Consider the following 21,646-nt stretch of genomic DNA (forward strand, 5'->3'; position numbering starts at 1 on the left):
CGACAGAATCCCCTTCTCGACGCTGACACGGCTTTAACGCATGACGCATCGCTCACCTTGCCCTGTATCGAACAATACCTTCCCGAAACTGCACTGCTAAAAAACAAGATAAAACGCATCGACCACCTGCTGTGGTAAATACCACTCTGCAGCGCGGTGCACCCGCTACTTTTCATACTATTACAGCATTCCTGACCCGTAACCGTTGATGGTATGTAATTGCTGTTAGCTGGAGTGGTTAACCGCACGGTTTATCCCCGCGTGTGCGGGGAACACCATGTATATGTGTAAATGGGGAAGCCTGCCATCGGTTTATCCCCGCGTGTGCGGGGAACACTTGCAGGGATCGATTTCTCACTATGATGATGGCGGTTTATCCCCGCGTGTGCGGGGAACACAGCAGAATTGCAATCTTCTTCATAATCATTCCCGGTTTATCCCCGCGTGTGCGGGGAACACGAAAACGCTAAGGGTATGGGCAAGTAGCCCATCGGTTTATCCCCGCGTGTGCGGGGAACACTCTAAATATAGAGATTTGTTTTATAACATTTTTTCCAGCATAAAGAATCCTACCGATTTTTCTACACCGGTATATATCTATAACTCATTGATTATAAAAAGATAAAAAATAGACAAATCGCGTTCCACTCTGCCCTACCGAATTAAGATATTTTTCCTTTATAATTCAATAGAGTGAAGAATTTTGTGAGCACGCTTTCCGTTACGACGACAGCGAGGGCAGCATAGGCTGACAGTAGAGGAGAATATCCTGAGACATTCCCGCTGGTTTTAAAATGAATAACGCTGGACGTTGTTCTTACCAATCTGGTCAGAACCTACCAAAGAAAGTAGGGTTCTGATTTATTGCGCCAGATTTGTGGGAATTCCTCAATGCCTGTGCCGGATTTTTATGGCGAGCTTCCTGCTCGCCATTAGGATTACTTGCTGCGGCGCTCGCGTACCGCAGAAGCCAGCTGACGCAGCAGGGATTCTGTATCTTCCCAGCCAATGCAGGCATCGGTCACGCTGCGGCCATAAACCAGCGGTTCACCGCTTTCCAGATTCTGGTTGCCTTCGACCAGATGGCTTTCCACCATCACGCCCATAATCGCCTTTTCACCCTGTGCGATCTGCCCGCAGACGTCAGTGCAGACATCCATCTGCTTTTTGAACTGCTTGCTGCTGTTCGCATGGCTGAAATCGATCATGACCTGCGGCGTCAGACCCGCTTTTTCCAGACCAATTTTCACGTCTTTCACGTGCTCAGCGCTGTAGTTCGGCGTTTTGCCGCCGCGCAGAATGATGTGGCAATCGTTGTTACCGCTGGTATTCACGATAGCCGAATGGCCCCATTTGGTAACAGACAGGAAGCAGTGTGGCGCACTGGCGGCGTTGATCGCATCAATCGCAACCTTGATCGTGCCGTCGGTACCGTTTTTAAAGCCGACAGGGCATGACAGGCCGGAGGCCAGTTCACGGTGTACCTGAGATTCTGTCGTACGTGCGCCAATAGCGCCCCAGCTCATCAGATCTGCCATGTATTGCGGGGTGATCATGTCCAGAAACTCACCCGCAGCCGGTAAACCGATGTCGTTAATTTCCAGCAGCAGTTGGCGCGCAATGCGCAGGCCGTCATTGATCTGGAAACTATTGTCCATGTGCGGATCGTTGATTAGCCCTTTCCAGCCAATCGTGGTGCGTGGTTTTTCAAAATAAACCCGCATCACCACTTCCAGATCGTCGCTCAGCTCGTTACGCAGCGTCAGCAGACGCGCGGCATACTCTTTTGCTGCTTTCGTGTCGTGAATCGAGCAAGGACCAATTACCACCAACAGGCGGTCATCATTGCCGTTAAGAATTTTATGAATGGCAGTACGCGCGAACGATACCGTTTCCGCGGCCTTCTCCGTGGCTGGAAACTTTTCTAGCAAAGCAACCGGCGGCAAAAGTTCATTAATCTCTTTAATTCTTAAATCATCATTTTGGTAATTCATAAATAAATCCATCGGTTCCGAAACGGTATGTTAACCCCATCCAATACGCGCCATCCCGCCTGTACGGGTCGCCTGAGAAACGGGATGTTTCATATTGAAGATTGATTATTATATGTCAAGCTGGTGTTGTCAGGGCGCTGAAATCAGCGGGATTTACGCGATCAAATGCTCTCAGATACCGCATCCGTCCTATTTTCACCAGAAAATAGCGCAACTGACAGGTCGGTGAACCGCAGAATAGGCTTTCTCTGTGGGTTTCAGTAAAGTGGAATAAAATCGCAATTCAGGGTGATCTATGGCACATAACCACAGCCACACAGAATCAGGTAACAGTAAACGTCTGCTGGCCGCGTTTATCATTACCGCCACGTTTATGGTGGCAGAAGTCATTGGCGGCCTGCTGTCCGGCTCCCTCGCCCTGCTGGCGGATGCTGGCCATATGTTGACGGACGCCGCCGCGCTGTTTGTCGCGCTTGTCGCCGTACGTTTCGCACAGCGTAAGCCCAATGCTCGCCATACCTTTGGCTATTTACGGCTCACTACCCTCGCCGCCTTTGTGAACGCGCTGACGCTGATGCTGATTACCGCCTTCATCTTCTGGGAAGCTATCCAACGCTTCTATGATCCACAGCCCGTCGCTGGCGTCCCTATGCTGCTTGTCGCCGTTGCTGGTTTGGTAGCAAACATCGTGGCATTTTGGCTGTTACACCACGGCAGCGAAGAGAAAAATATTAACGTCCGCGCGGCGGCGCTGCATGTGCTGGGCGATCTGCTCGGATCCGTCGGCGCGATTGCCGCAGCCATTATCATTCTTTATACCAACTGGACGCCTATCGACCCGATTCTCTCTATTTTGGTGTCGTGTCTGGTGTTGCGCAGTGCATGGGCGCTATTGAAAGAGAGCATTCACGAGTTGCTGGAAGGTACGCCGAGCCAGCTCAGCGTTGAAGTTCTACAGAAAGATTTGACGCTGAATATTCCCGAGGTTAGAAACATTCACCATGTGCATTTATGGCAGGTGGGCGAAAAACCGATGATGACGCTGCATGCACAGGTGGTTCCGCCTCACGATCACGATGCGCTGTTAAGACGTATTCAGGAATATTTACTGAAGCATTACCAGATTGAACACGCGACGGTTCAGATGGAGTATCAACGCTGTGATGATGACCACTGCGCTTTCCACTATCAGGAAAGTCATCATCATGAAAGCCATGATGCAGAAGGCCACCACCACAAGCATTAAATTTGGATTACGCGCCGTGTGAAACCGCGCTGACGCGGTTTTCCTGTGCGCTCTTAATCCACAGCCAGGAGCCGTTCAGGGCAATCAGCGTCAGGATCGCGTACTCTACCGCCATCGCATACACGCCCTGATAAGCAAAAATCACCACGCTTATCACATCAATCACCACCCACAGCAGCCAGTTCTCGACGTATTTGCGCGTCATCAGGATCATCGCCACAATCGACAGCACCATCATGGTGGAATCCCAGAATGGGAACGCATCCGGCTGAAGGTTCGGCATCTGCACAGACAACCCTAGCCCCTGCATACCGGAAACGGCAATACGCGTCAGCACGGCAAACACCGCATCGATGTAGAACGTCATCAAGCCAATCGCGACAACGCACGCTACCGACCAGCCAATCAGTTTCTGCACCGGTAGCCAGCGGATGCGTAACTCCACTTCCTGCGAGTCTGTCTTGCGCGTCCAGGCATACCAGCCATAAATGTTGGCAGCAAAAAAGAAGATTTGCAGCAGCAGGCTGGCGTAAAGCTGAATCTGGAAAAAGATCACGGCAAACAGCGTGACGTTAATCAACCCAAACAAATAGTTGATGGTTTTTTCCTGACTCGCGAACCAGATACACAGCAGGCCAAACAGCGTACCAATCGCCTCAATCCAGGAAAGCGCGTATCCCCCTTCCCCCAAAGGGATATGAATTAAAATATTGCTGGTACTCAAAAAGTCCATCTCACCACCCTGTCTCAATTATTGTAAGAAATTTCTATTAAGATGCCCTGGATCTCCGTCAGGCATTCCCTTTCACACGTAATTTTAGTGAAGCCGCGAAATCCAGCATGCGATTCAGCGGGATTAACGCACCTTCTCGCAGGGCTGCTTCAACATGAATCTCATGCGCGTCACCGCCTTGTTCTAGGCCGTTAGCAATCGCCTCCAGCCCGTTCATCGCCATCCACGGACAGTGGGCGCAGCTGCGGCAGGTTGCCCCTTCGCCCGCGGTGGGCGCTTCCAGCAACGTTTTCTCTGGGCAGGCCTGCTGCATCTTGTAGAAAATACCGCGATCGGTCGCCACAATCAGCTCGCGCTGTGGCAGCGTTTTCGCAGCCTGAATCAGTTGGCTGGTTGACCCAACGGCATCAGCCATCTCTACCACGCTCTGCGGCGATTCCGGATGGACCAAAATTGCCGCATCGGGGTACAGCACCTTCATGCGCTGCAGCGCCTGCGTTTTAAATTCGTCATGCACAATGCACGCGCCCTGCCAGCACAGTACATCCGCCCCTGTCTGCTTTTGTACATAGCTTCCCAGATGACGGTCTGGTGCCCAAATAATTTTTTCTCCCAGGCTATCCAGATGTTCGATCAATTCCACCGCGATGCTGGATGTAACCACCCAATCAGCACGCGCTTTCACTGCCGCAGAGGTATTGGCATACACCACTACCGTTCGGTCTGGGTGCGCATCGCAAAAACGGCTGAACTCATCAACAGGACAACCGAGATCGAGCGAGCATTCTGCTTCCAGCGTGGGCATCAGAATCGTCTTTTCCGGGTTGAGTATCTTGGCGGTCTCTCCCATAAAGCGGACCCCCGCTACCAGCAGCGTTGATGCCGAATGGGTGCTGCCGAAACGCGCCATTTCCAGCGAGTCCGCCACACAGCCGCCAGTTTCTTCCGCCAGCGCCTGAATTTCAGGATCGGTATAATAGTGCGCGACCATGACAGCATTTCTTTCCCGCAGCAGCGTTTTTATCCTGCTACGATAGTGCTGCTTTGCATCAGCCGATAAGGGTCTGGGCTTCGGCGGAAAGGGATAAATGGTCTCATTGCTATCAAAAAGGATACTCATTATAAATTTCCACGATGACAACTCGGGTTGTAACACCTGATACTAATTAATAATCAGCATCGACGTTTTTTATCCTAAACAAAATACCGAAAATCAGCCCTAAAGTCGCGGTGTTTTTTCTATACCACCCGCCATTCTGTTTAATATGCTTAAAATGGTGAGGTGAAATGCGTAAGTAGCATGACTCGTAGAAAAGAGAAGTAGAAGAGAGACAAGGAGAGAAATGGCATGGCCAGCCTCTATATCAGAATCTATCGCAATACCCTGACCGTCAGAAACGTGGACACGAAACAAGAGGTGACAGAGCAATCAGAAACGCCTTTTACCACCACGCGCTTGCTGCTCGGGCAGATGATCCCAGCAATGAAGCTATTGGATCGACTCGCGCGCAAGGTAGCCCCCAAACGACTGATCGATCTGTTCTCGTCACACAAGGTCATCATCCATGCCATGGAGATGAATGAAGGCGGACACAGCCAGGTCGAGTTTGCCAGCTACATAGAGCTAGCCAAGAGCATCAGCCCACAAGGAAAGCATATTTATGTCTGTAGCAAAAATGTGCCGCTTACTGACCAGGAAGTGACACAAATTTTTAGCGGCGACATGCCTTCGATCGTCAACCGCTAATCAGAAGCTGCGCTTTAGGCGAAGAAGCGGTGCCAGTACAGAGAGATAGGAATAACCAGAACCAACGCAGGCAGGAAGTTCACTACCGCAAATGATTTGATCTGCGCGATCCGTAGCCCCACCGCAATCATGATAATCCCGCCACAGGCAGAAAAATCGCCCATCGTGATATCTGTCATAAAGGGCATAATCAATTTGGCGGAGAAGAATAACAGCATCTGGACAATAACCTGCGGTATCGCAATCGACATCACGGCAAGGCCAAGCGTGATGGAGAAAATCAGCGCGGTGAAAATATCTAAAGCAGATTTGATAATCAGCAGTTGATAATCACCAGTTAGCCCTTCCGTTAATGCTCCAACCACGCCGGTTCCGCTGGCACAAAACAGGACGATTAACGCGGTAAAATTCTGAGTGTAGACATCCTGCGGCAAACGATGCTCCTGTGCAGGCAACACGCGGTTTAATCCTTTCTGAATCATCGTACCAGCCCACTGCACACCGGATTCCATGCGTAGCAGTTCGCCTAACGCCACACCAATCACGATAGCCAGCGCCACCGCAGGCAACTGCTGGACTTTCACAACCAGCGTCACCCCCATTGCAATCGACACCATCGCAAATGCAGGCGGAAGGCCATCTTGCAAACGCTGAGGGATAAAACGACGCAAAGCGATACCAAGACCACTACCAATCAAGATAGCGGCACCATTAATCAACGGACCAATCATATATCTTCCTAAACAGGGCTACACGCGCTTCCCTGTGGCAATGACTCCATCCCTGCTCGATAGGATTAGAAAACAGTTCCTGACGGGTTATATAGTCCATAGAGAGGGGCAACAACCTAATATACCGCAAAGTCTTAACGAGTAGGGAATGATGATGGGTTTTATCTCACCTACACGACACGTGCGATATATAATTTAAAATGAATTTATTCGAGGAAGGAAATCTACTGCCGAAGTGGTGGGTCGTGCAGGATGACTCGGCCTTTGGCCTCGCCCCTTCGGGGTCAACGCTAACGCGTTGCTGTCTCGCTTCGCTCGGCTCGAACCTGCGACCAATTGATTAAAAGTCAAGATACTTGCTATGTGAATAACGAGAGGAATAGCGATTGTATAATGTTGAATTGAATTTCTAGGAGATGGTGGGTCGTGCAGGATTCGAACCTGCGACCAATTGATTAAAAGTCAACTGCTCTACCGACTGAGCTAACGACCCGCAATGCGGAACTACTTTGATGTTTAATGCTGTTACAACTGCCTTTGAAATTGGTGGGTCGTGCAGGATTCGAACCTGCGACCAATTGATTAAAAGTCAACTGCTCTACCGACTGAGCTAACGACCCAATTTCATGCTGCTTTAGCGTTTCGCTGTTTGCCTTGGCAACGGCGGCACATATTACTGATTTAAATTTTCAGCGCAACCTATTTTCTTAAAAAATTGTTTGATTGCTTACTCTTAAGACGTTAAGGCACAAAAATCGCTCATGATGCGCAATTTTTGTGCCAATTAAGACGGGGTTACGATGCAGATAAACGTTTTTGTGCCTGCTTTGCACTTTCCGTATTGGGGTACATTTTTACAACTTGCTGGTAAACAGCCTTGGCTTTATCAACCTGACCTTTTTCCTGCATGATCACCCCAACCTTCAGCAACGCCTCGGAACTTTTTGGTGACTTGGGATAATTTTTAACTACATTGGCGAAATAGTACGCCGCATCGTCCTTTTTCCCCTTGTTATAATTCAACTGACCAAGCCAATAGTTAGCATTAGGTTGATACGTTGAATCTGGGTACTTTTTGACGAATGCCTGAAATGCGCTGATAGCCTGATCGTACTGTTTTTTCTCCAGCACGAGCGCGACTGCGGCATTGTAATCCGTATTCGCATCACCCGTACTGGCTGGTGCCGCCGTATTGGCAGCACCAGTATCAGTACCCGCCGCAGCGGCAGGTGCACCGTCTGTCGTCGGTGTAGAAGATGATTGCGAACTTAATCCATCAATCTGCTGATAGATCTGTTTCTGTCGTTCAACAACCTGATTCAACTGATACTGACTTTCCTGAATCTGCCCACGGAGGCTGTCAATATCACGCTGATTATCAGAGAGCTGCTGTTGAAGTTGGGTTAAAAGCTGACTGTGAGCGTTAGAAATACGCTCCAATTGAGTGACACGGTCTTCGACCGAGCCTGAGCCGACATTACTGATTGGCGCTTGGGCAGTAGCGGCCCAAGGGACCGCTACGCCAACCAGTAACGACAGACCCAACAGGTGACATCTGAAGTTACTGCTCATGCGATTCTCTTAATATACCAGAACGGCACGACGGTTTTTGGCATAAGCCGCTTCGTCATGACCGAGAACAGCTGGTTTCTCTTTACCGTAAGAAACGATAGAGATCTGATCGGAAGAAACACCTTTACCTTGCAGGTACATTTGTACCGCGTTGGCACGACGCTCACCCAGAGCGATGTTGTATTCTGGCGTACCACGTTCGTCCGCGTGACCTTCGATAGTCACTTTGTAAGACGGGTTGCTACGCAGGAATGCAGCGTGTGCGTCCAGCATCTGAGCGAATTCAGAGCTCACATCGTATTTGTCCAGACCGAAGTAAACGATGTTGTTGCGCTGTAATTCTTGCATCTGCAAACGAGCTTGCTCAGAAGAAGACGTGTTGCCACCGTCCATCATACCGTTGTTACCAGCACCCATGGAAGATTGGTCATTGTCCGCATTCTTGTTAGAGCTACAAGCGGCCACTGCCAGTACCGGCAGAGCCAACATCAGGCCTTTCAGCACTTTATTGAATTGCATTTCTTATGTCCTTTGACGAGTTTATTGTACATATCTGTACTTATAGATACGGCGACCAGGCAGGGAATTTAACCTGTCCATCAGTAGCCGGAAGACGCGCTTTGAAACGCCCATCTGTCGAAACCAACTGTAGCACTGAACCCAGCCCTTGTTTGGAACTGTAGATCACCATCGTGCCATTCGGTGCGATACTTGGCGTTTCGTCCAGGAACGTGTCCGTCAATACTTGTACGGCACCCGTTACCAGATCCAGTTTGGAAATATGCTGAGCTCCACCATTAGAACTCACCGTTACCAAAAATTTCCCGTCGGCGCTCACGTCGGAATCCTGATTCTGAGAACCTTCCCAGGTCAGACGTTGTGGCGCACCGCCGTTAGCATTCACTTTATAAACCTGCGGACGACCAGCCTGGTCTGAAGTATAGGCTAAGGTCTGGCTGTCTGGGAACCAGGTTGGTTCCGTGTTGTTGCTGCGACCATCGGTCACCTGGCTGATTTGCCCGGATCCCAGATTCATCACATACAGATTCAAGCTACCGCTCTTAGACAGTGCGAACGCTAACTTGCTGCCATCAGGAGAGAAAGAAGGCGCACCGTTGTGACGCGGGAAGGAAGCAACCTGACGGATTGCACCATTTGCCAGCGTCTGAATAACCAACGCAGAACGGCCACTTTCAAACGTTACATAGGCGAGCTTGCTGCCGTCTGCGGACCAAGCAGGAGACATCAGAGGCTGTGGTGAGCGGTGAACCACAAATTGGTTGTAGCCGTCATAATCCGCAACGCGCAGTTCATAAGGGAACTGACCACCATTGGTCTGAACAACGTAAGCGATACGGGTACGGAACGCACCTTTAATACCACTCAGTTTTTCAAACACTTCGTCACTGGCGGTGTGTGCAGCATAGCGCAACCACTGTTTTGTGACTTTAAACTGGTTCTGCGCCAATACGCTGCCTGGGTTACCGGAGGTATCAACAAGCTGGTAAGAAACCAGATAGCTGCCATCGGCACTCGGCTGAACCTGACCAACCACAACCGCATCGATGCCCAACGCCGTCCATGCAGCAGGCGTCACTTCAGATGCCGTTGCAGGTTGTTGAGGCATACGGTTTGCGTCGATCGGGTTGAATTTGCCACTGTTACGCAAGTCAGCACCGACGATGCCGCCGACGTCTTCAGGCGCAGCGCCCGGACCTGCCCATTTGAACGGAACCACGCCGATAGGACGTGCAGAGTCTACCCCTTGGGTAATCTCTATACGTACTTCCGCGTGAACAACCGCAGTCCACAGCATTAAAAAGCTTAATGCAACTTTCAGTACTTGCTTCATCTCATCTCCCTTATCCAGACGCGAAGTCTGCGATAAATTAGCAGAATTTTAACAAAAACAAACCAATGTCAACAAAACAACATAACCTGGTTTATTTACCATCGTAATAATCTTAAATCTATTGGGTAAACAGCCCGGTTACTGCGGTTTGAAGTCTATCGGCGCATTTTTGAAAGCCTCATAAACCTCTGAACTTGGTGGCTTCGGCATTCTGGCCTGTTTGGCCGCAGCAATTGCCGCCTGGCATAACGCTGGATCGCCGCCTTCAGCAGTGACGTCAATCAGCAAACCATCTGGCGCCAGCTTAATCCGTAACGTACAGGTACGCCCTTTATAGAGCTGCCAGTCATAAAACTTGCTCTGAATGGCTGAGCGCACCTGACTACCATAGCTATCAAGCGCTGCACCTGATGCACCGCTCTTCTTATTGTTACCTGTGCCCGCAGGCGCACCGCCGCCAGACTTCGGCGCATTTTTCGATGAAGCCAGCCCGCCCAGCAAATCATCAACGGCACTTTCCTGCTTAGCCGCTTCTGCTGCCGCTTTCTTTTTATCATCAGCGGCTTTCTTAGCTGCTGCGGCTGCTTCTGCTTTCTTCGCTGCTTCAGCGTCGGCTTTTTGCTTAGCCGCCTCGGCTGCTGCTTTTTGTTTAGCTTGTTCAGCCTCTGCGGCTGCCTTTGCAGCTTCTGCTTTAGCGGTTTCTGCTGCCTTCTGCTTAGCGGCTTCAGCGGCTTTTTCTTTAGCCTCTTCTTCCGCCTGCTTCTTAGCAGCAGCGGCTGCAGCGGCCTGTTTCTTCGCTTCGTCTTCCGCTTTCTTTTTAGCGTCTGCCGCCGCTTTCGCCTGCTGTTCAGCTTCAGCCTTCGCTTTTGCTGCTGCAGCTTCGGCTTGCTTCTGCTGTTCTTTTGCCTGCTGAGCCGCCGCTTCAGACTGCTTACGCTGTTCAGCCTGTTCCTGAGCCTGCTTTTTCGCCTCTTCCTGCGCTTGCAGACGCTCTTTTTCCAACTCTTTCAGCCGCTGCTGTTCAGCCGCTTGCTTCTGCTGGAGCTCTTCGGCCTGCCGCTCAGCCTGCTTTTGACGCAGCTGTTCAGAACGTTTCGCATCAGTCTGCTGCTGCTGTTGACGGTTATACTGCTCCACCACTGCACTCGGATCGACCATTACGGCATCAATTGACGAGCCTCCGCCGCCACCGCTGGCATCCATCGTTTGCGTCGACGAACTCCAAAGCAGCAAAGCAATCAGTATGATGTGCAAAACAGCCGAGATGATCACGGCACGTTTCAGCTTATCGTTTTGTTGGTTTGCCTTTAACACAAGCGATTCCCAAAAACAGTGTTGCCAGAAATAGGCTTAACGATCATTACCGTAATACGCTCATTCAAATCGGTTGCGTCATCAAACCAACGGATTTTACGCCAGCCTGATGCAACAAATTCAACGCTTTAATGATCTCATCATAAGGAACATCCTTCGCGCCACCAATTAAAAAGACCGTCTTTGGATTGGCTAACAGTCGTGATTGCGCTTCAGCAACCACCTGTTCTGCTGGGAGTTGCTCCATACGGTTTTGTTCAACAACCAGGCTATATTGCCCTATGCCTGAAACCTCTACGATCACGGGCGGATTATCATTGCTGGAGACCGTTTTTGAGTCGGTCGCATCAGGTAAATCCACCTCAACGCTCTGCGTAATAATCGGGGCTGTCGCCATAAAAATCAGCAACAGCACCAACAGCACGTCCAGTAACGGAACAATGTTGATCTCGGATTTCAGCTCACGACGGCCTCTACGTACTCGTGCCATGCTCCCCCCTGATTACTTGCTGTTGTCGCTGGAGAACGCCTGACGGTGCAGGATCGCGATGAACTCTTCTGTAAAGTTGTCGTAGTTTTGCTCCAGTTTGCCCACCCGTTGGCTAAGGCGGTTATACGCCATGACCGCGGGGATTGCCGCAAACAGGCCGATTGCCGTTGCAATCAAAGCCTCGGCAATACCAGGGGCAACCATTTGTAAGGTGGCCTGCTTCACTGCGCCCAGCGCGATGAAGGCATGCATAATTCCCCAAACAGTACCAAACAGGCCGATATACGGACTGATAGAACCAACGGTTCCCAAAAAGGGAATGTGCGTTTCTAGCGTTTCCAATTCACGGTTCATTGAAATACGCATCGCACGGGATGCACCTTCTACCGCCGCTTCTGGCACATGGCTGTTAGCACGATGCAACCGTGCAAATTCTTTGAAACCTGAATGGAAGATTTGTTCAGTGCCCGTTAAGCTATCGCGACGAGCCTGGCTTTCCTGATAGAGGCGCGACAGTTCGATACCCGACCAAAATTTGTCCTCGAACGCCTCAGCCTCACGCGTCGCCGCGTTCAAAATTCGGGTACGTTGAATAATGATCGCCCAGGAAGCGATAGAAAAACAGATTAAAATCAGCATGATTAGTTTAACCAGAAGGCTTGCCTTCAGGAACAAATCAAAAACGTTCATGTCAGTCACTGCTTGAACTCCGCGACAATAGACTTAGGAAGCGCAATTGGCTTCATTTGATGTGGATCGATGCATGCGATCAAAACTTCAGCATGGCTTAGCAGGGTACCATGAGCATTAAGAATACGCTGGGCGAAAGTCAGAGAAGCACCACGCAGCGAGATAATCTCGCTTTGCACTTCCAGCATGTCGTCGAGGCGCGCAGGAGCAAGATACTCCACCATCATCCGACGAACAGCAAAAGCAACATGCTCACTTAGCAAGGCTTGCTGATGAAAGTTGCGCTCACGTAACGCCTCGGTCCTTGCCCTTTCATAAAAGGCAATATAGCGAGCGTGGTAGACAACGCCACCTGCATCAGTGTCTTCAAAGTAGACTCGAACTGGCCAGCGAAACAACGAATTACTCACTCTACATCCCAGTAATGCATTAAACCTCGCTACTATACGCAAGAGAAATGAGGTTTGGAATGGATTGTGACAATGGAAAGAAAATAATTATGGGCTGCAAGCAACCCATAACTAAATGGAATAGGAGGCTATTTTAGCCGAAGAAATAGTACAATCCTGCGCACAGGATCACAAAGGCGAGAAGTGGTGCGAAAAACGCGCGCCAGAGCAGACGGTGTGGACGAAAACCAACGCCATGAACAACACCAGCGCAAACGGCCCAAATCAACAGCAGCCCCTGCCAAACCGCGAGTTCACTGGTCCGTGCCGCAAAGCGCGTCGGATCCCAGAATACACAGCCAGCCAGCAGCAACGCCATGATAAGGGAAAGAGCCCTTAACGGGCTCTTATCCATCAGGCGATAGAGTTTATCGACCAGATCTCTCATTGCTTATCTTCTTCAGCCGCTTTGCTTGCCTCACTCTGCTCAATAGCCAGGGCCGTGATGATCCCCAGTGAGCAAGCAAGAAGCGTTCCGAGTATCCAGGCAAAATACCACATAAATTAAGCTCCTTACTTAGTACATAGAGTGAGTGTTTTGCTCAATCTGCTCTTTGGTAATGCGACCGAACATCTTGTAGTAACACCATGCGGTATAAGACAGCACGATAGGAACGAAAATCATCGCAACCACTGTCATGACTTTCAGCGTCAGCAGGCTTGATGTTGCATCCCATACCGTCAAGCTGACGTTAGGCACAGTCACTGACGGCATGATGAACGGGAACATAGCGATCCCTGCGGTCAGAATCACACACGCGATAGTCAGAGAGGAGAACAGGAATGCCCATGCTCCTTTCTCTGCGCGCGCCATAAGGGTAGTCAGCACTGGCAGTGCTACGCCCAGAACAGGGATAGCCCACAATACCGGATGGTTATTGAAGTTGATCAGCCAGGCACCCGCTTGATGAACGACTTCTTTACGCAACGGGTTAGACTCAGCCGCGGTGTTAATCGCAGACGTCACCACATAACCATCAATACCGTAAACGACCCATACGCCAGCCAGAGCAAACGTCACCATCATCACCAGCGCGGAAATCTGCGCAGCGGATTTGGAACGCACGTGCAGGTCGCCCGTGGTCCGCATCATCAGGTAGGTTGCACCCTGAGTCAGGATCATCGTCAGACTGACGACACCAGCCAACAAGCCAAATGGGTTCAGCAGTTGGAAGAAGTTTCCGGTGTAGTACAGACGCAGGTATTCATCGACGTGGAATGGTACGCCCTGCAGCAGGTTGCCAAATGCCACACCAATCACCACCGGTGGGACAAAACTACCGATGAAGATGCCCCAGTCCCACATGCCACGCCAGCGCGGATCTTCGATTTTTGAACGGTAGTCGAAGCCGACAGGACGGAAGAACAGTGAGGCCAGCACCAGAATCATGGCAATGTAGAAACCAGAGAACGCGGCGGCATAAACCATCGGCCAGGCAGCAAACAGCGCACCACCGGCGGTGATCAGCCAGACCTGGTTACCGTCCCAGTGCGGCGCAATGCTGTTAATCATGACGCGACGCTCGGTATCGCCACGTCCCATCAGACGCACCAGAATGCCCACGCCCATGTCAAAACCATCAGTGATAGCGAAGCCAATCAGCAAAATACCGATCAACAGCCACCAGATAAAACGTAAGACTTCATATTCAAACATAGTGGACTCCTGTTTACCGTGCTTCCTGCGCAGCCGCTATAGGTTGTTCAAAATGGTAGCGCCCTGTTCTCAGGCTACTTGGCCCCAGACGTGCGAATTTGAACATCAGATACATTTCTGCAACCAGGAAGAGCGTATACAGACCACAGATCAGCCCCATGGAGAACAGAATATCCCCTGCAGTCAGTGATGACGTCGCAACGGCTGTCGGCAGAATCTCACCGATAGCCCAAGGCTGACGGCCGTATTCAGCCACAAACCAGCCGGCTTCGATAGCAATCCACGGCAGCGGAATACCGTACAACGCCGTACGGAGCAGCCAACGTTTTTGACCAATTTTGTTGCGCAGAACGGTCCAGAAAGACAGGCCGATGATCAACAGCATGAGAATGCCGCAGCCCACCATGATACGGAAAGAGAAATACAGCGGCGCAACACGTGGGATAGAATCTTTAACCGCCTGTTGAATCTGCGTTTCTGTCGCATCAGAGACTTTCGGCGTATAGCGTTTCAGCAACAGGCCATAGCCCAGATCTTGCTTAGACTTTTCGAACGCTTCTTTTACCGCCGGGTCGGTATTGCCCGCGCGTAATTCTTCCAGCAATTGGTAAGCCTTCATACCATTGCGAATACGCACTTCATGCATCACTAGCAGTTCTTTCAGACCCGTCACTTCTTTGTCAGTAGAACGCGTGGCAATGAGCCCCAGAGCATAAGGGATCTTGATGGCATAGTTATTTTCCATCGTATCCTGGTTCGGGATACCGATCAGCGTAAAGGATGCTGGAGCAGGCTGTGTCTCCCATTCAGCTTCAATCGCTGCCAGTTTGGTTTTCTGTACGTCGCCCATTTCATAACCAGATTCATCACCCAGTACAATAACGGACAGGACAGAAGCCATACCGAAACTTGCTGCGATAGCGAATGAACGCTTGGCAAACGCAATGTCACGGCCTTTCAGCAGATAGTAAGAACTGACACCCAGAATGAACATCGCACCTGTACAGTAACCTGCCGCTACCGTGTGAACGAATTTCACCTGAGCAACGGGGTTCAGTACCAGATCGGCGAAGCTCACCATTTCCATACGCATGGTTTCGAAGTTGAAATCCGATGCGATGGGGTTCTGCATCCAGCCATTGGCAACCAGAATCCACAGTGCAGAGAAGTTAGAGCCCAGCGCAACCAGCCAGGTAACGGCCATATGCTGCACTTTTCCTAAACGGTCCCAGCCGAAGAAGAACAAGCCAACAAAGGTCGATTCCAGGAAGAATGCCATCAGGCCTTCAATCGCTAGCGGCGCGCCGAAAATATCCCCGACGTAGTGAGAGAAATATGACCAGTTGGTCCCGAATTGAAACTCCATGGTCAATCCGGTAGCGACCCCCAGAGCGAAGTTAATTGCAAATAACTTGCCCCAGAACTTGGTCATATCTTTATAGATTTGTTTGCCGGACAGCACATATACCGTTTCCATAATCGCCAGCAAAAACGCCATCCCCAGCGTTAATGGTACGAATAGAAAATGGTACATTGCAGTTAAGGCAAACTGTAAACGTGACAGTTCGACTACATCAAACATTTTGACTCCTTGCTCCTCGCAGGAAGGGATTAGCTTGCAAATGCTGACAAGCTGCCAAACATCCGGCCATTACACCCAAAAGAACACAACAAGAATTGCTTTAACACAGGCTGTAATGAACGCTAGAAATACCGTTCACCAGGGCAGTCGCACCGCGATACCCCGACAGCAAGCTCAAGATAAATCACAAGTATTACAAATCGCGTACCCCATAGGGAGGTAGCCGTATATTACGCCTGTAATCCCCTACAATAAATAGGTTTTTACGTGACCCAGACTAGGTTTTTGGCTTCAAATCAACTTTTCCACCAGGCGGCGTGAAAGACGATAATTGACCTCGCGCAATTTAAGCCTATTTCAGAAATTATATCCAGAGGCGTTTTTTGATCTAAAACAATTTAACGCTTTTCTCGTGATTGTCGCGTTGCATTAATTTCCTTATTACACTAATTGTTAATGCAATGTGACTTTTAGGTTTAATTAAAATTAATTCAGCAATATAATTTTTACTTTCCGTTATCGATTATTCACATGCATTTTTTATCTTCTATTTTATGTCAAATTTCTATTTTTTCTTGCTGACAACGGCGCTGTATTTTCGCCGTGAATTCCCCTGCCTTTCCCCATGTACCGCCTGTTTGTAACGCGCCATGCCAAAGCGGAGACCAAAAGGCCTCCGCAGTGGTTACAGGTTAGGTGATACGTAGCAAGATGCTGCGATTTACCTCTTCGCTTTCATGCGCTCAATAGCTTTATCGTAAACCGTGTTACTTTTCTCGCTTCTTGCCAGCTCATAATGCTGGAGTGCATCGCTGAACTGACCCGCATTCTCGTAGATTTTTGCAATATTGTAGTACGAGCTGGCACGTGTGGTTGCCGCGTTGCTGCCATTTGCCAGCGCAATCGCTTTACGGTTGGCCCAAATGGCTTCGGCGATGTTGCCCCGCTTTTGATAGGTCAGGCCAAGGTTGCTATATGCCTGACCAAACGCGCTATCCTGATCGATCGCGGCCAGAAACAGTGTCGTGGCCTGCTCTAACTCACCACGTCCGTAGGCGGCTTCGCCGTCACGATTGAGGCTTTTTGCCAGCGCAGCATTTCCAGTAACGGAAGCTGCCGTCTGCGCAGAGTTAAGCACCATTGGCAGCGCATCGCTGTCCTTCACTTTGGTGAAATCGGCCTCGCCAACCGCATTGATATCTTCAAAATCACCGTTAGGGTTAAGACGGAAAACCGTCCAGATATTCCCTGTCTTATTCAGTGGGACTGAATATGACCGTACCTGCGAGCTTCCAACATAGACAAATACTTTTGCACGGCTTGCAGAAAGCGCTAATGAATTCGCCTTCTCACTATTTGAATAATCATGAACGGCATAAATATAACTTTCGCCTAAACGCTTTTTATCAATCGTGATCGTTTCTGGGCCAAAACTATCTGTATCATCGACATCAAGATTAGCATCGCGTCCATTTTTGTGGCTGAAATAAATATGATTACCCGGATAAATAAGATGGGAATCTAAATCATCAGGTTTTTCACCCCAGGTTAATACAATTCGCATCCCGTCCAGACTTTTCATTACTGGACTAATCGCATAGGTCATACCATCACATGGGCATTTCACTACCAGATCGGAATACCCTGCTTTTTTAATGATCAGCAGACTGTCTTGATCGACGTCGAATGGTGCGTTGAGCGCCGCACGGCCTGCGACATCAGAGCGTGCAGTCACTGACTGCGCACCGTTCTTCTGTAAAATAACCGTTGCATCATCAATTTTTTTATCTTTGACAGTCGCACTTAGCACTTCAATATTAATAGACTGTGCGCTGACTGCACAGGTAAATGTAGACAGTGCCAGAACTAGCGCTTTTATATTTCCTTTCACACAACATCCCCTTAAGGCAAATTAATTAATCATTCCCTGCTTACACATCAAAAATGAGGTAATCATCACTTCTGTTTATCGCTAACGGCCCTTTGCAGGCGCGCGAATTATCCAATAAAACCCCGTAGAAGTCATGCGTAACTCAATTATGCCCGAAAGCCAAATTTGAATAAAAAAAGCCACCCGAAGGTGGCTGGTATATTTAATCGACTCATCGATTAACGTGATAATATCGCTTTTACTGCATCGCCGATATCCGCCAGGCTGCGAACGGTTTTAACACCCGCCGCTTCTAACGCTGCGAATTTATCGTCAGCGGTACCTTTACCACCCGCGATGATGGCGCCAGCGTGGCCCATGCGCTTACCTTTCGGTGCCGTCACACCTGCGATGTAACCGACAACTGGTTTCGTCACGTGCTCTTTAATGTACGCCGCCGCTTCTTCTTCTGCCGTACCACCGATTTCACCGATCATCACGATGGCTTCCGTCTGTGGATCCTGCTCAAACAGCTTCAGAATATCGATGAAGTTAGAACCTGGGATCGGGTCGCCGCCGATACCTACACAGCTGGACTGACCCAGACCAGCATCGGTCGTTTGCTTCACGGCTTCATACGTCAGGGTACCAGAACGAGAAACGATACCGACTTTACCCGGCAGGTGAATATGGCCCGGCATAATACCGATTTTACATTCGCCCGGCGTGATCACACCTGGGCAGTTCGGGCCGATCATCCGCGCGCCGCTCTGATCGAGTTTCACTTTCACCGTCAGCATATCCAGCGTAGGGATACCTTCGGTGATACAGATAATCAACTCGATGCCTGCGTCAATCGCTTCCAGAATGGAGTCTTTACAGAACGGAGCAGGAACGTAGATAACGGATGCCGTTGCCCCCGTCGCTTCTACCGCTTCACGTACCGTATTAAATACGGGCAGACCCAGATGTTCCGTGCCACCTTTACCCGGCGTCACACCACCAACCATTTGCGTACCGTAAGCAAGTGCTTGCTCAGAGTGGAATGTCCCCTGACTACCGGTAAAACCCTGACAGATAACTTTGGTATTTTTATTAATCAGAATGGACATTATTTATCCCCCACTGCTGCAACAACCTGCTGAGCCGCACCCGTCAGGCTGGTCGCGGCAATAATATTCAGGCCGCTATCCGCCAGTTTCTTGGCACCCAGTTCCGCATTGTTTCCTTCAAGACGTACAACAACCGGTACGTTAACGCCCACTTCGGCTACGGCACCGATGATGCCATCAGCGATCAAATCGCAACGTACGATGCCACCAAAGATGTTAACAAAGACGGCTTTTACCTTGTCGTCAGACAGGATGATTTTGAATGCTTCAGTAACACGTTCTTTCGTCGCGCCACCGCCTACATCGAGGAAGTTAGCAGGAGAACCGCCGTGCAGCTTCACGATGTCCATCGTGCCCATCGCCAGACCCGCACCGTTCACCATACAGCCAATGTTGCCGTCCAACGCAACATAGTTCAGTTCCCACTGCGCCGCATGGGCTTCACGGGAATCTTCCTGACTTGGGTCACGCATTTCACGCAGCTCAGGCTGACGGAACAGGGCATTACCGTCCGCACCCAGTTTGCCATCCAGACAGATCAGATCGCCCTGCTTGGTGATAACCAGCGGGTTGATTTCTACCAGAGCCAGATCGCGCTCAAGGAACAGCGTCGCCAGACCCATAAAGATTTTGGTGAACTGAGCCACTTGCTTACCGCTCAGACCCAGTTTGAAGGCCAATTCACGGCCCTGATAAGGCTGTGGGCCGACCAGTGGATCGATCGCCGCTTTATGAATCAGCTCCGGCGTTTCTTCCGCCACTTTTTCAATTTCTACGCCACCTTCGGTAGACGCCATGAACACCACGCGACGCGTGCCACGGTCAACAACCGCGCCCAGATACAGCTCTTTGTCGATATCCGTTGCGGCTTCAACCAGGATCTGATGAACCGGCTGACCTTGTGCGTCAGTTTGATAAGTAACGAGTTTTTTACCCAGCCAGTTTTCAGCAAAGGCGCGGATATCTTCTTTATTGCTGACGACTTTAACGCCGCCCGCTTTACCGCGGCCACCAGCGTGAACCTGACATTTTACGACCCACGGACCCGCACCAATTTTAGACGCGGCTTCTTCCGCTTCACGCGGTGTGGTACAGGCATAGCCGGTTGGTGCCGGTAAACCATATCGAGCAAAGAGTTGTTTTGCCTGATACTCGTGTAAATTCATGATGTTCTATCCATTTAGGTTTGGAGATAAGTCGGCAGACGGTTTTTCATCACCGAATCTTTCGGTAGCGAAAATCGCCATTAACTCTCTGATATATTTGGATAACGCCGTTGAGAAAAAACGGCCTGCATAGCACATAATCTGGTATATCGTTTCGGGCGGAAACCGTCAGGGTTATCCGCCCGAGAGCCTATCTGTCGGACTAAACGTCTAACAGTAGACGCGCTGGATCTTCCAGCATCTCTTTCACTGTCACCAGGAAGCCAACGGACTCACGGCCGTCAACCAAACGGTGATCGTAAGACAGCGCCAGATACATCATCGGCAGAATAACGACCTGACCATCAACCGCCATCGGGCGATCTTTAATGGCGTGCATACCCAGAATCGCACTCTGCGGTGGGTTGATGATCGGGGTAGACATCAGAGAACCAAAGACGCCGCCGTTGGTAATCGTGAAGTTGCCACCCAGCAATTCTTCAACCGTCAGTTTGCCGTCACGGCCTTTCACAGCCAGCTCTTTGATACGCTTCTCGATGTCGGCCATGCCCAGCGCATCCACATCACGCAGCACTGGCGTAACCAGACCACGCGGGGTAGATACCGCGATGCTGACATCGAAGTAGTTGTGGTAAACCACATCTTCGCCATCAATAGACGCATTCACTTCTGGATAACGCTTCAGCGCTTCGACCACGGCTTTGATGTAGAAGGACATGAAACCCAGACGCACACCGTGACGCTTCTCAAATGCGTCGCCGTACTGCTTGCGCAGATCCATGATTGGCTGCATGTTGATTTCGTTGAAGGTCGTCAACATTGCCGTGCTGTTTTTCGCTTCCAGCAGACGTTCTGCAACACGCTTACGCAGACGCGTCATCGGTACGCGTTTTTCGCTGCGCGCGCCCAGAGCGGGTGCCGGAGAAGCCGCCGGAGCCTCGGACTTAGCCGCTTTAGCAGGCTCTTTCTTCTGGGCAGCCAAATGCTTATCCACGTCTTCACGGGTAATTCGACCGCCTACGCCGCTGCCTTTGATCGCAGCCGCATCGAGATCGTGCTCTGCAATCAAACGGCGAATCGCCGGGCTGAGCGCATCGCTGTTCTCTTCTTCCAGACCAGCCGTATGGCGCTGTGACGGTGTTGATTCTTTGCTCTGTGACTTCTCGCTGGTTTCTTTACCAGAGCTGTCGCCACGACGAATGCGACCCAGCAGCTGGCGAGACGTTACCGTAGCACCTTCCTCTTCCAGTATGGCATCCAGGATGCCGGCTTCAGTGGCAGGCACTTCCAGCACAACCTTGTCAGTTTCAATTTCAACCAGTACTTCATCGCGCTGAACGCTATCGCCTGGTTTTTTATGCCAGGTAGCAACAGTGGCGTCAGCGACGGATTCAGGCAGGTCGGGTACATGAATATCTACGCTACTCATTATCTATCCTTT

21 protein-coding genes, 2 tRNA genes, 1 other RNA gene and 1 CRISPR repeat array are annotated in these 21,646 nt (G+C 50.3%); of the genes, 2 read left to right on the plus strand and 22 right to left on the minus strand.

All coding sequences use genetic code 11. The annotated features are described in order from the left end of the window. Positions 1 to 247: 247 nt before the first annotated feature. Positions 248 to 520: direct repeats of the CRISPR family, unit length 29 nt; unit sequence CGGTTTATCCCCGCGTGTGCGGGGAACAC. A 418-nt stretch (positions 521 to 938) separates the two neighbouring features. After that, positions 939 to 1,994 (minus strand): 3-deoxy-7-phosphoheptulonate synthase AroG, encoded by a 1,056-nt coding sequence (aroG, locus tag K7X24_RS11740; protein ID WP_010302704.1) that lies wholly within the window; start codon positions 1,992 to 1,994, stop codon positions 939 to 941. A gap of 295 nt (positions 1,995 to 2,289) precedes the next feature. Between aroG and zitB the strand changes: the two genes are divergently transcribed. Next, complete coding sequence (gene zitB / locus K7X24_RS11745; RefSeq protein ID WP_116361739.1) at positions 2,290 to 3,240, plus strand: CDF family zinc transporter ZitB; 951 nt, start codon at positions 2,290 to 2,292, stop codon at positions 3,238 to 3,240. A 7-nt stretch (positions 3,241 to 3,247) separates the two neighbouring features. Here zitB and pnuC read toward each other — a convergent pair whose 3' ends face one another. Both pnuC and nadA read right to left on the minus strand, forming a co-directional pair. Then, the gene (gene pnuC, locus K7X24_RS11750; protein WP_103941610.1) at positions 3,248 to 3,973 is read right to left on the minus strand and encodes a nicotinamide riboside transporter PnuC; all 726 of its coding nucleotides are present in this window, start codon (positions 3,971 to 3,973) and stop codon (positions 3,248 to 3,250) included. Positions 3,974 to 4,031: 58 nt separating this feature from the next. Further along, a complete protein-coding gene (gene nadA, locus K7X24_RS11755) occupies positions 4,032 to 5,093 on the minus strand; it encodes a quinolinate synthase NadA (protein ID WP_116361740.1) in 1,062 nt (353 codons plus the stop codon). Positions 5,094 to 5,321: 228 nt separating this feature from the next. Between nadA and K7X24_RS11760 the strand changes: the two genes are divergently transcribed. Then, positions 5,322 to 5,720: a YjaA family stress response protein gene (locus K7X24_RS11760; protein ID WP_161502739.1), complete on the plus strand. Its 399-nt coding sequence runs from the start codon at positions 5,322 to 5,324 to the stop codon at positions 5,718 to 5,720. A 14-nt stretch (positions 5,721 to 5,734) separates the two neighbouring features. Here the strand turns inward: K7X24_RS11760 and K7X24_RS11765 are convergent, their stop codons facing one another. From K7X24_RS11765 to odhB, 19 genes are all read right to left on the minus strand, one after another. Further along, on the minus strand, positions 5,735 to 6,451 hold the full coding sequence (locus tag K7X24_RS11765; RefSeq protein ID WP_224555069.1) for a DUF554 domain-containing protein: 717 nt from the start codon (positions 6,449 to 6,451) through the stop codon (positions 5,735 to 5,737). Between the two features lie 236 nt (positions 6,452 to 6,687). After that, a non-coding RNA gene (locus tag K7X24_RS11770) (RtT sRNA) lies at positions 6,688 to 6,821 on the minus strand. A gap of 47 nt (positions 6,822 to 6,868) precedes the next feature. Continuing rightward, positions 6,869 to 6,944: transfer RNA gene (locus K7X24_RS11775), tRNA-Lys, on the minus strand. Positions 6,945 to 6,995: 51 nt separating this feature from the next. Further along, positions 6,996 to 7,071, minus strand: a tRNA-Lys gene (locus K7X24_RS11780). 175 nt (positions 7,072 to 7,246) lie between these two features. Continuing rightward, the gene (gene cpoB / locus K7X24_RS11785) at positions 7,247 to 8,023 is read right to left on the minus strand and encodes a cell division protein CpoB (protein WP_224555071.1); all 777 of its coding nucleotides are present in this window, start codon (positions 8,021 to 8,023) and stop codon (positions 7,247 to 7,249) included. A gap of 9 nt (positions 8,024 to 8,032) precedes the next feature. Beyond that, on the minus strand, positions 8,033 to 8,542 hold the full coding sequence (gene pal / locus K7X24_RS11790) for a peptidoglycan-associated lipoprotein Pal (RefSeq protein ID WP_103860244.1): 510 nt from the start codon (positions 8,540 to 8,542) through the stop codon (positions 8,033 to 8,035). Positions 8,543 to 8,582: 40 nt separating this feature from the next. Beyond that, a complete protein-coding gene (gene tolB / locus K7X24_RS11795) occupies positions 8,583 to 9,875 on the minus strand; it encodes a Tol-Pal system beta propeller repeat protein TolB (protein ID WP_039540547.1) in 1,293 nt (430 codons plus the stop codon). Positions 9,876 to 10,013: 138 nt separating this feature from the next. Further along, positions 10,014 to 11,189 carry a cell envelope integrity protein TolA gene (gene tolA, locus K7X24_RS11800; protein ID WP_224555073.1) on the minus strand — a complete coding sequence of 392 codons (1,176 nt, stop codon included), beginning with the start codon at positions 11,187 to 11,189 and terminating at the stop codon, positions 10,014 to 10,016. 64 nt (positions 11,190 to 11,253) lie between these two features. Further along, a complete protein-coding gene (gene tolR / locus K7X24_RS11805; RefSeq protein ID WP_010299214.1) occupies positions 11,254 to 11,679 on the minus strand; it encodes a colicin uptake protein TolR in 426 nt (141 codons plus the stop codon). A gap of 12 nt (positions 11,680 to 11,691) precedes the next feature. Beyond that, complete coding sequence (gene tolQ, locus K7X24_RS11810; RefSeq protein ID WP_224555076.1) at positions 11,692 to 12,378, minus strand: Tol-Pal system protein TolQ; 687 nt, start codon at positions 12,376 to 12,378, stop codon at positions 11,692 to 11,694. Beyond that, positions 12,375 to 12,779, minus strand: coding sequence for a tol-pal system-associated acyl-CoA thioesterase (gene ybgC, locus K7X24_RS11815; protein ID WP_224555078.1), 405 nt, complete (start codon positions 12,777 to 12,779; stop codon positions 12,375 to 12,377). Before ybgC ends, tolQ begins: the two co-directional genes overlap by 4 nt. A gap of 133 nt (positions 12,780 to 12,912) precedes the next feature. Then, a complete protein-coding gene (ybgE, locus tag K7X24_RS11820; protein ID WP_224555080.1) occupies positions 12,913 to 13,206 on the minus strand; it encodes a cyd operon protein YbgE in 294 nt (97 codons plus the stop codon). After that, positions 13,203 to 13,319, minus strand: coding sequence for a cytochrome bd-I oxidase subunit CydX (cydX, locus tag K7X24_RS11825; protein WP_011092952.1), 117 nt, complete (start codon positions 13,317 to 13,319; stop codon positions 13,203 to 13,205). Before cydX ends, ybgE begins: the two co-directional genes overlap by 4 nt. A gap of 16 nt (positions 13,320 to 13,335) precedes the next feature. Next, positions 13,336 to 14,475: a cytochrome d ubiquinol oxidase subunit II gene (cydB, locus tag K7X24_RS11830; RefSeq protein WP_224555082.1), complete on the minus strand. Its 1,140-nt coding sequence runs from the start codon at positions 14,473 to 14,475 to the stop codon at positions 13,336 to 13,338. A 13-nt stretch (positions 14,476 to 14,488) separates the two neighbouring features. Continuing rightward, positions 14,489 to 16,057, minus strand: a complete 1,569-nt coding sequence (gene cydA / locus K7X24_RS11835; protein ID WP_103860242.1) for a cytochrome ubiquinol oxidase subunit I — start codon at positions 16,055 to 16,057, stop codon at positions 14,489 to 14,491. A gap of 721 nt (positions 16,058 to 16,778) precedes the next feature. After that, a complete protein-coding gene (locus K7X24_RS11840) occupies positions 16,779 to 17,948 on the minus strand; it encodes a tetratricopeptide repeat protein (protein WP_211007419.1) in 1,170 nt (389 codons plus the stop codon). 218 nt (positions 17,949 to 18,166) lie between these two features. Then, a complete protein-coding gene (gene sucD, locus K7X24_RS11845) occupies positions 18,167 to 19,039 on the minus strand; it encodes a succinate--CoA ligase subunit alpha (protein WP_010299194.1) in 873 nt (290 codons plus the stop codon). Beyond that, positions 19,039 to 20,205: an ADP-forming succinate--CoA ligase subunit beta gene (gene sucC / locus K7X24_RS11850; protein ID WP_010299192.1), complete on the minus strand. Its 1,167-nt coding sequence runs from the start codon at positions 20,203 to 20,205 to the stop codon at positions 19,039 to 19,041. Before sucC ends, sucD begins: the two co-directional genes overlap by 1 nt. 202 nt (positions 20,206 to 20,407) lie before the next feature. Beyond that, positions 20,408 to 21,634 carry a 2-oxoglutarate dehydrogenase complex dihydrolipoyllysine-residue succinyltransferase gene (gene odhB, locus K7X24_RS11855; RefSeq protein ID WP_103860241.1) on the minus strand — a complete coding sequence of 409 codons (1,227 nt, stop codon included), beginning with the start codon at positions 21,632 to 21,634 and terminating at the stop codon, positions 20,408 to 20,410. Between the last annotated feature and the right edge of the window lie 12 nt (positions 21,635 to 21,646).

This window comes from Pectobacterium versatile (assembly GCF_020166435.1).
GTDB classification, from domain to species: Bacteria; Pseudomonadota; Gammaproteobacteria; order Enterobacterales; family Enterobacteriaceae; genus Pectobacterium; species Pectobacterium versatile.

Excerpts from the sequence above, each read along its gene's own strand:
- aroG (WP_010302704.1), bottom strand. The coding sequence starts at position 1,994 with ATGAATTACCAAAATGATGATTTAAGAATTAAAGAGATTAATGAACTT.
- zitB (WP_116361739.1), top strand. The coding sequence starts at position 2,290 with ATGGCACATAACCACAGCCACACAGAATCAGGTAACAGTAAACGTCTG.
- pnuC (WP_103941610.1), bottom strand. The coding sequence starts at position 3,973 with ATGGACTTTTTGAGTACCAGCAATATTTTAATTCATATCCCTTTGGGG.
- nadA (WP_116361740.1), bottom strand. The coding sequence starts at position 5,093 with ATGAGTATCCTTTTTGATAGCAATGAGACCATTTATCCCTTTCCGCCG.
- K7X24_RS11760 (WP_161502739.1), top strand. The coding sequence starts at position 5,322 with ATGGCCAGCCTCTATATCAGAATCTATCGCAATACCCTGACCGTCAGA.
- K7X24_RS11765 (WP_224555069.1), bottom strand. The coding sequence starts at position 6,451 with ATGATTGGTCCGTTGATTAATGGTGCCGCTATCTTGATTGGTAGTGGT.
- cpoB (WP_224555071.1), bottom strand. The coding sequence starts at position 8,023 with ATGAGCAGTAACTTCAGATGTCACCTGTTGGGTCTGTCGTTACTGGTT.
- pal (WP_103860244.1), bottom strand. The coding sequence starts at position 8,542 with ATGCAATTCAATAAAGTGCTGAAAGGCCTGATGTTGGCTCTGCCGGTA.
- tolB (WP_039540547.1), bottom strand. The coding sequence starts at position 9,875 with ATGAAGCAAGTACTGAAAGTTGCATTAAGCTTTTTAATGCTGTGGACT.
- tolR (WP_010299214.1), bottom strand. The coding sequence starts at position 11,679 with ATGGCACGAGTACGTAGAGGCCGTCGTGAGCTGAAATCCGAGATCAAC.
- ybgE (WP_224555080.1), bottom strand. The coding sequence starts at position 13,206 with ATGAGAGATCTGGTCGATAAACTCTATCGCCTGATGGATAAGAGCCCG.
- cydX (WP_011092952.1), bottom strand. The coding sequence starts at position 13,319 with ATGTGGTATTTTGCCTGGATACTCGGAACGCTTCTTGCTTGCTCACTG.
- cydB (WP_224555082.1), bottom strand. The coding sequence starts at position 14,475 with ATGTTTGAATATGAAGTCTTACGTTTTATCTGGTGGCTGTTGATCGGT.
- cydA (WP_103860242.1), bottom strand. The coding sequence starts at position 16,057 with ATGTTTGATGTAGTCGAACTGTCACGTTTACAGTTTGCCTTAACTGCA.
- sucD (WP_010299194.1), bottom strand. The coding sequence starts at position 19,039 with ATGTCCATTCTGATTAATAAAAATACCAAAGTTATCTGTCAGGGTTTT.
- sucC (WP_010299192.1), bottom strand. The coding sequence starts at position 20,205 with ATGAATTTACACGAGTATCAGGCAAAACAACTCTTTGCTCGATATGGT.
- odhB (WP_103860241.1), bottom strand. The coding sequence starts at position 21,634 with ATGAGTAGCGTAGATATTCATGTACCCGACCTGCCTGAATCCGTCGCT.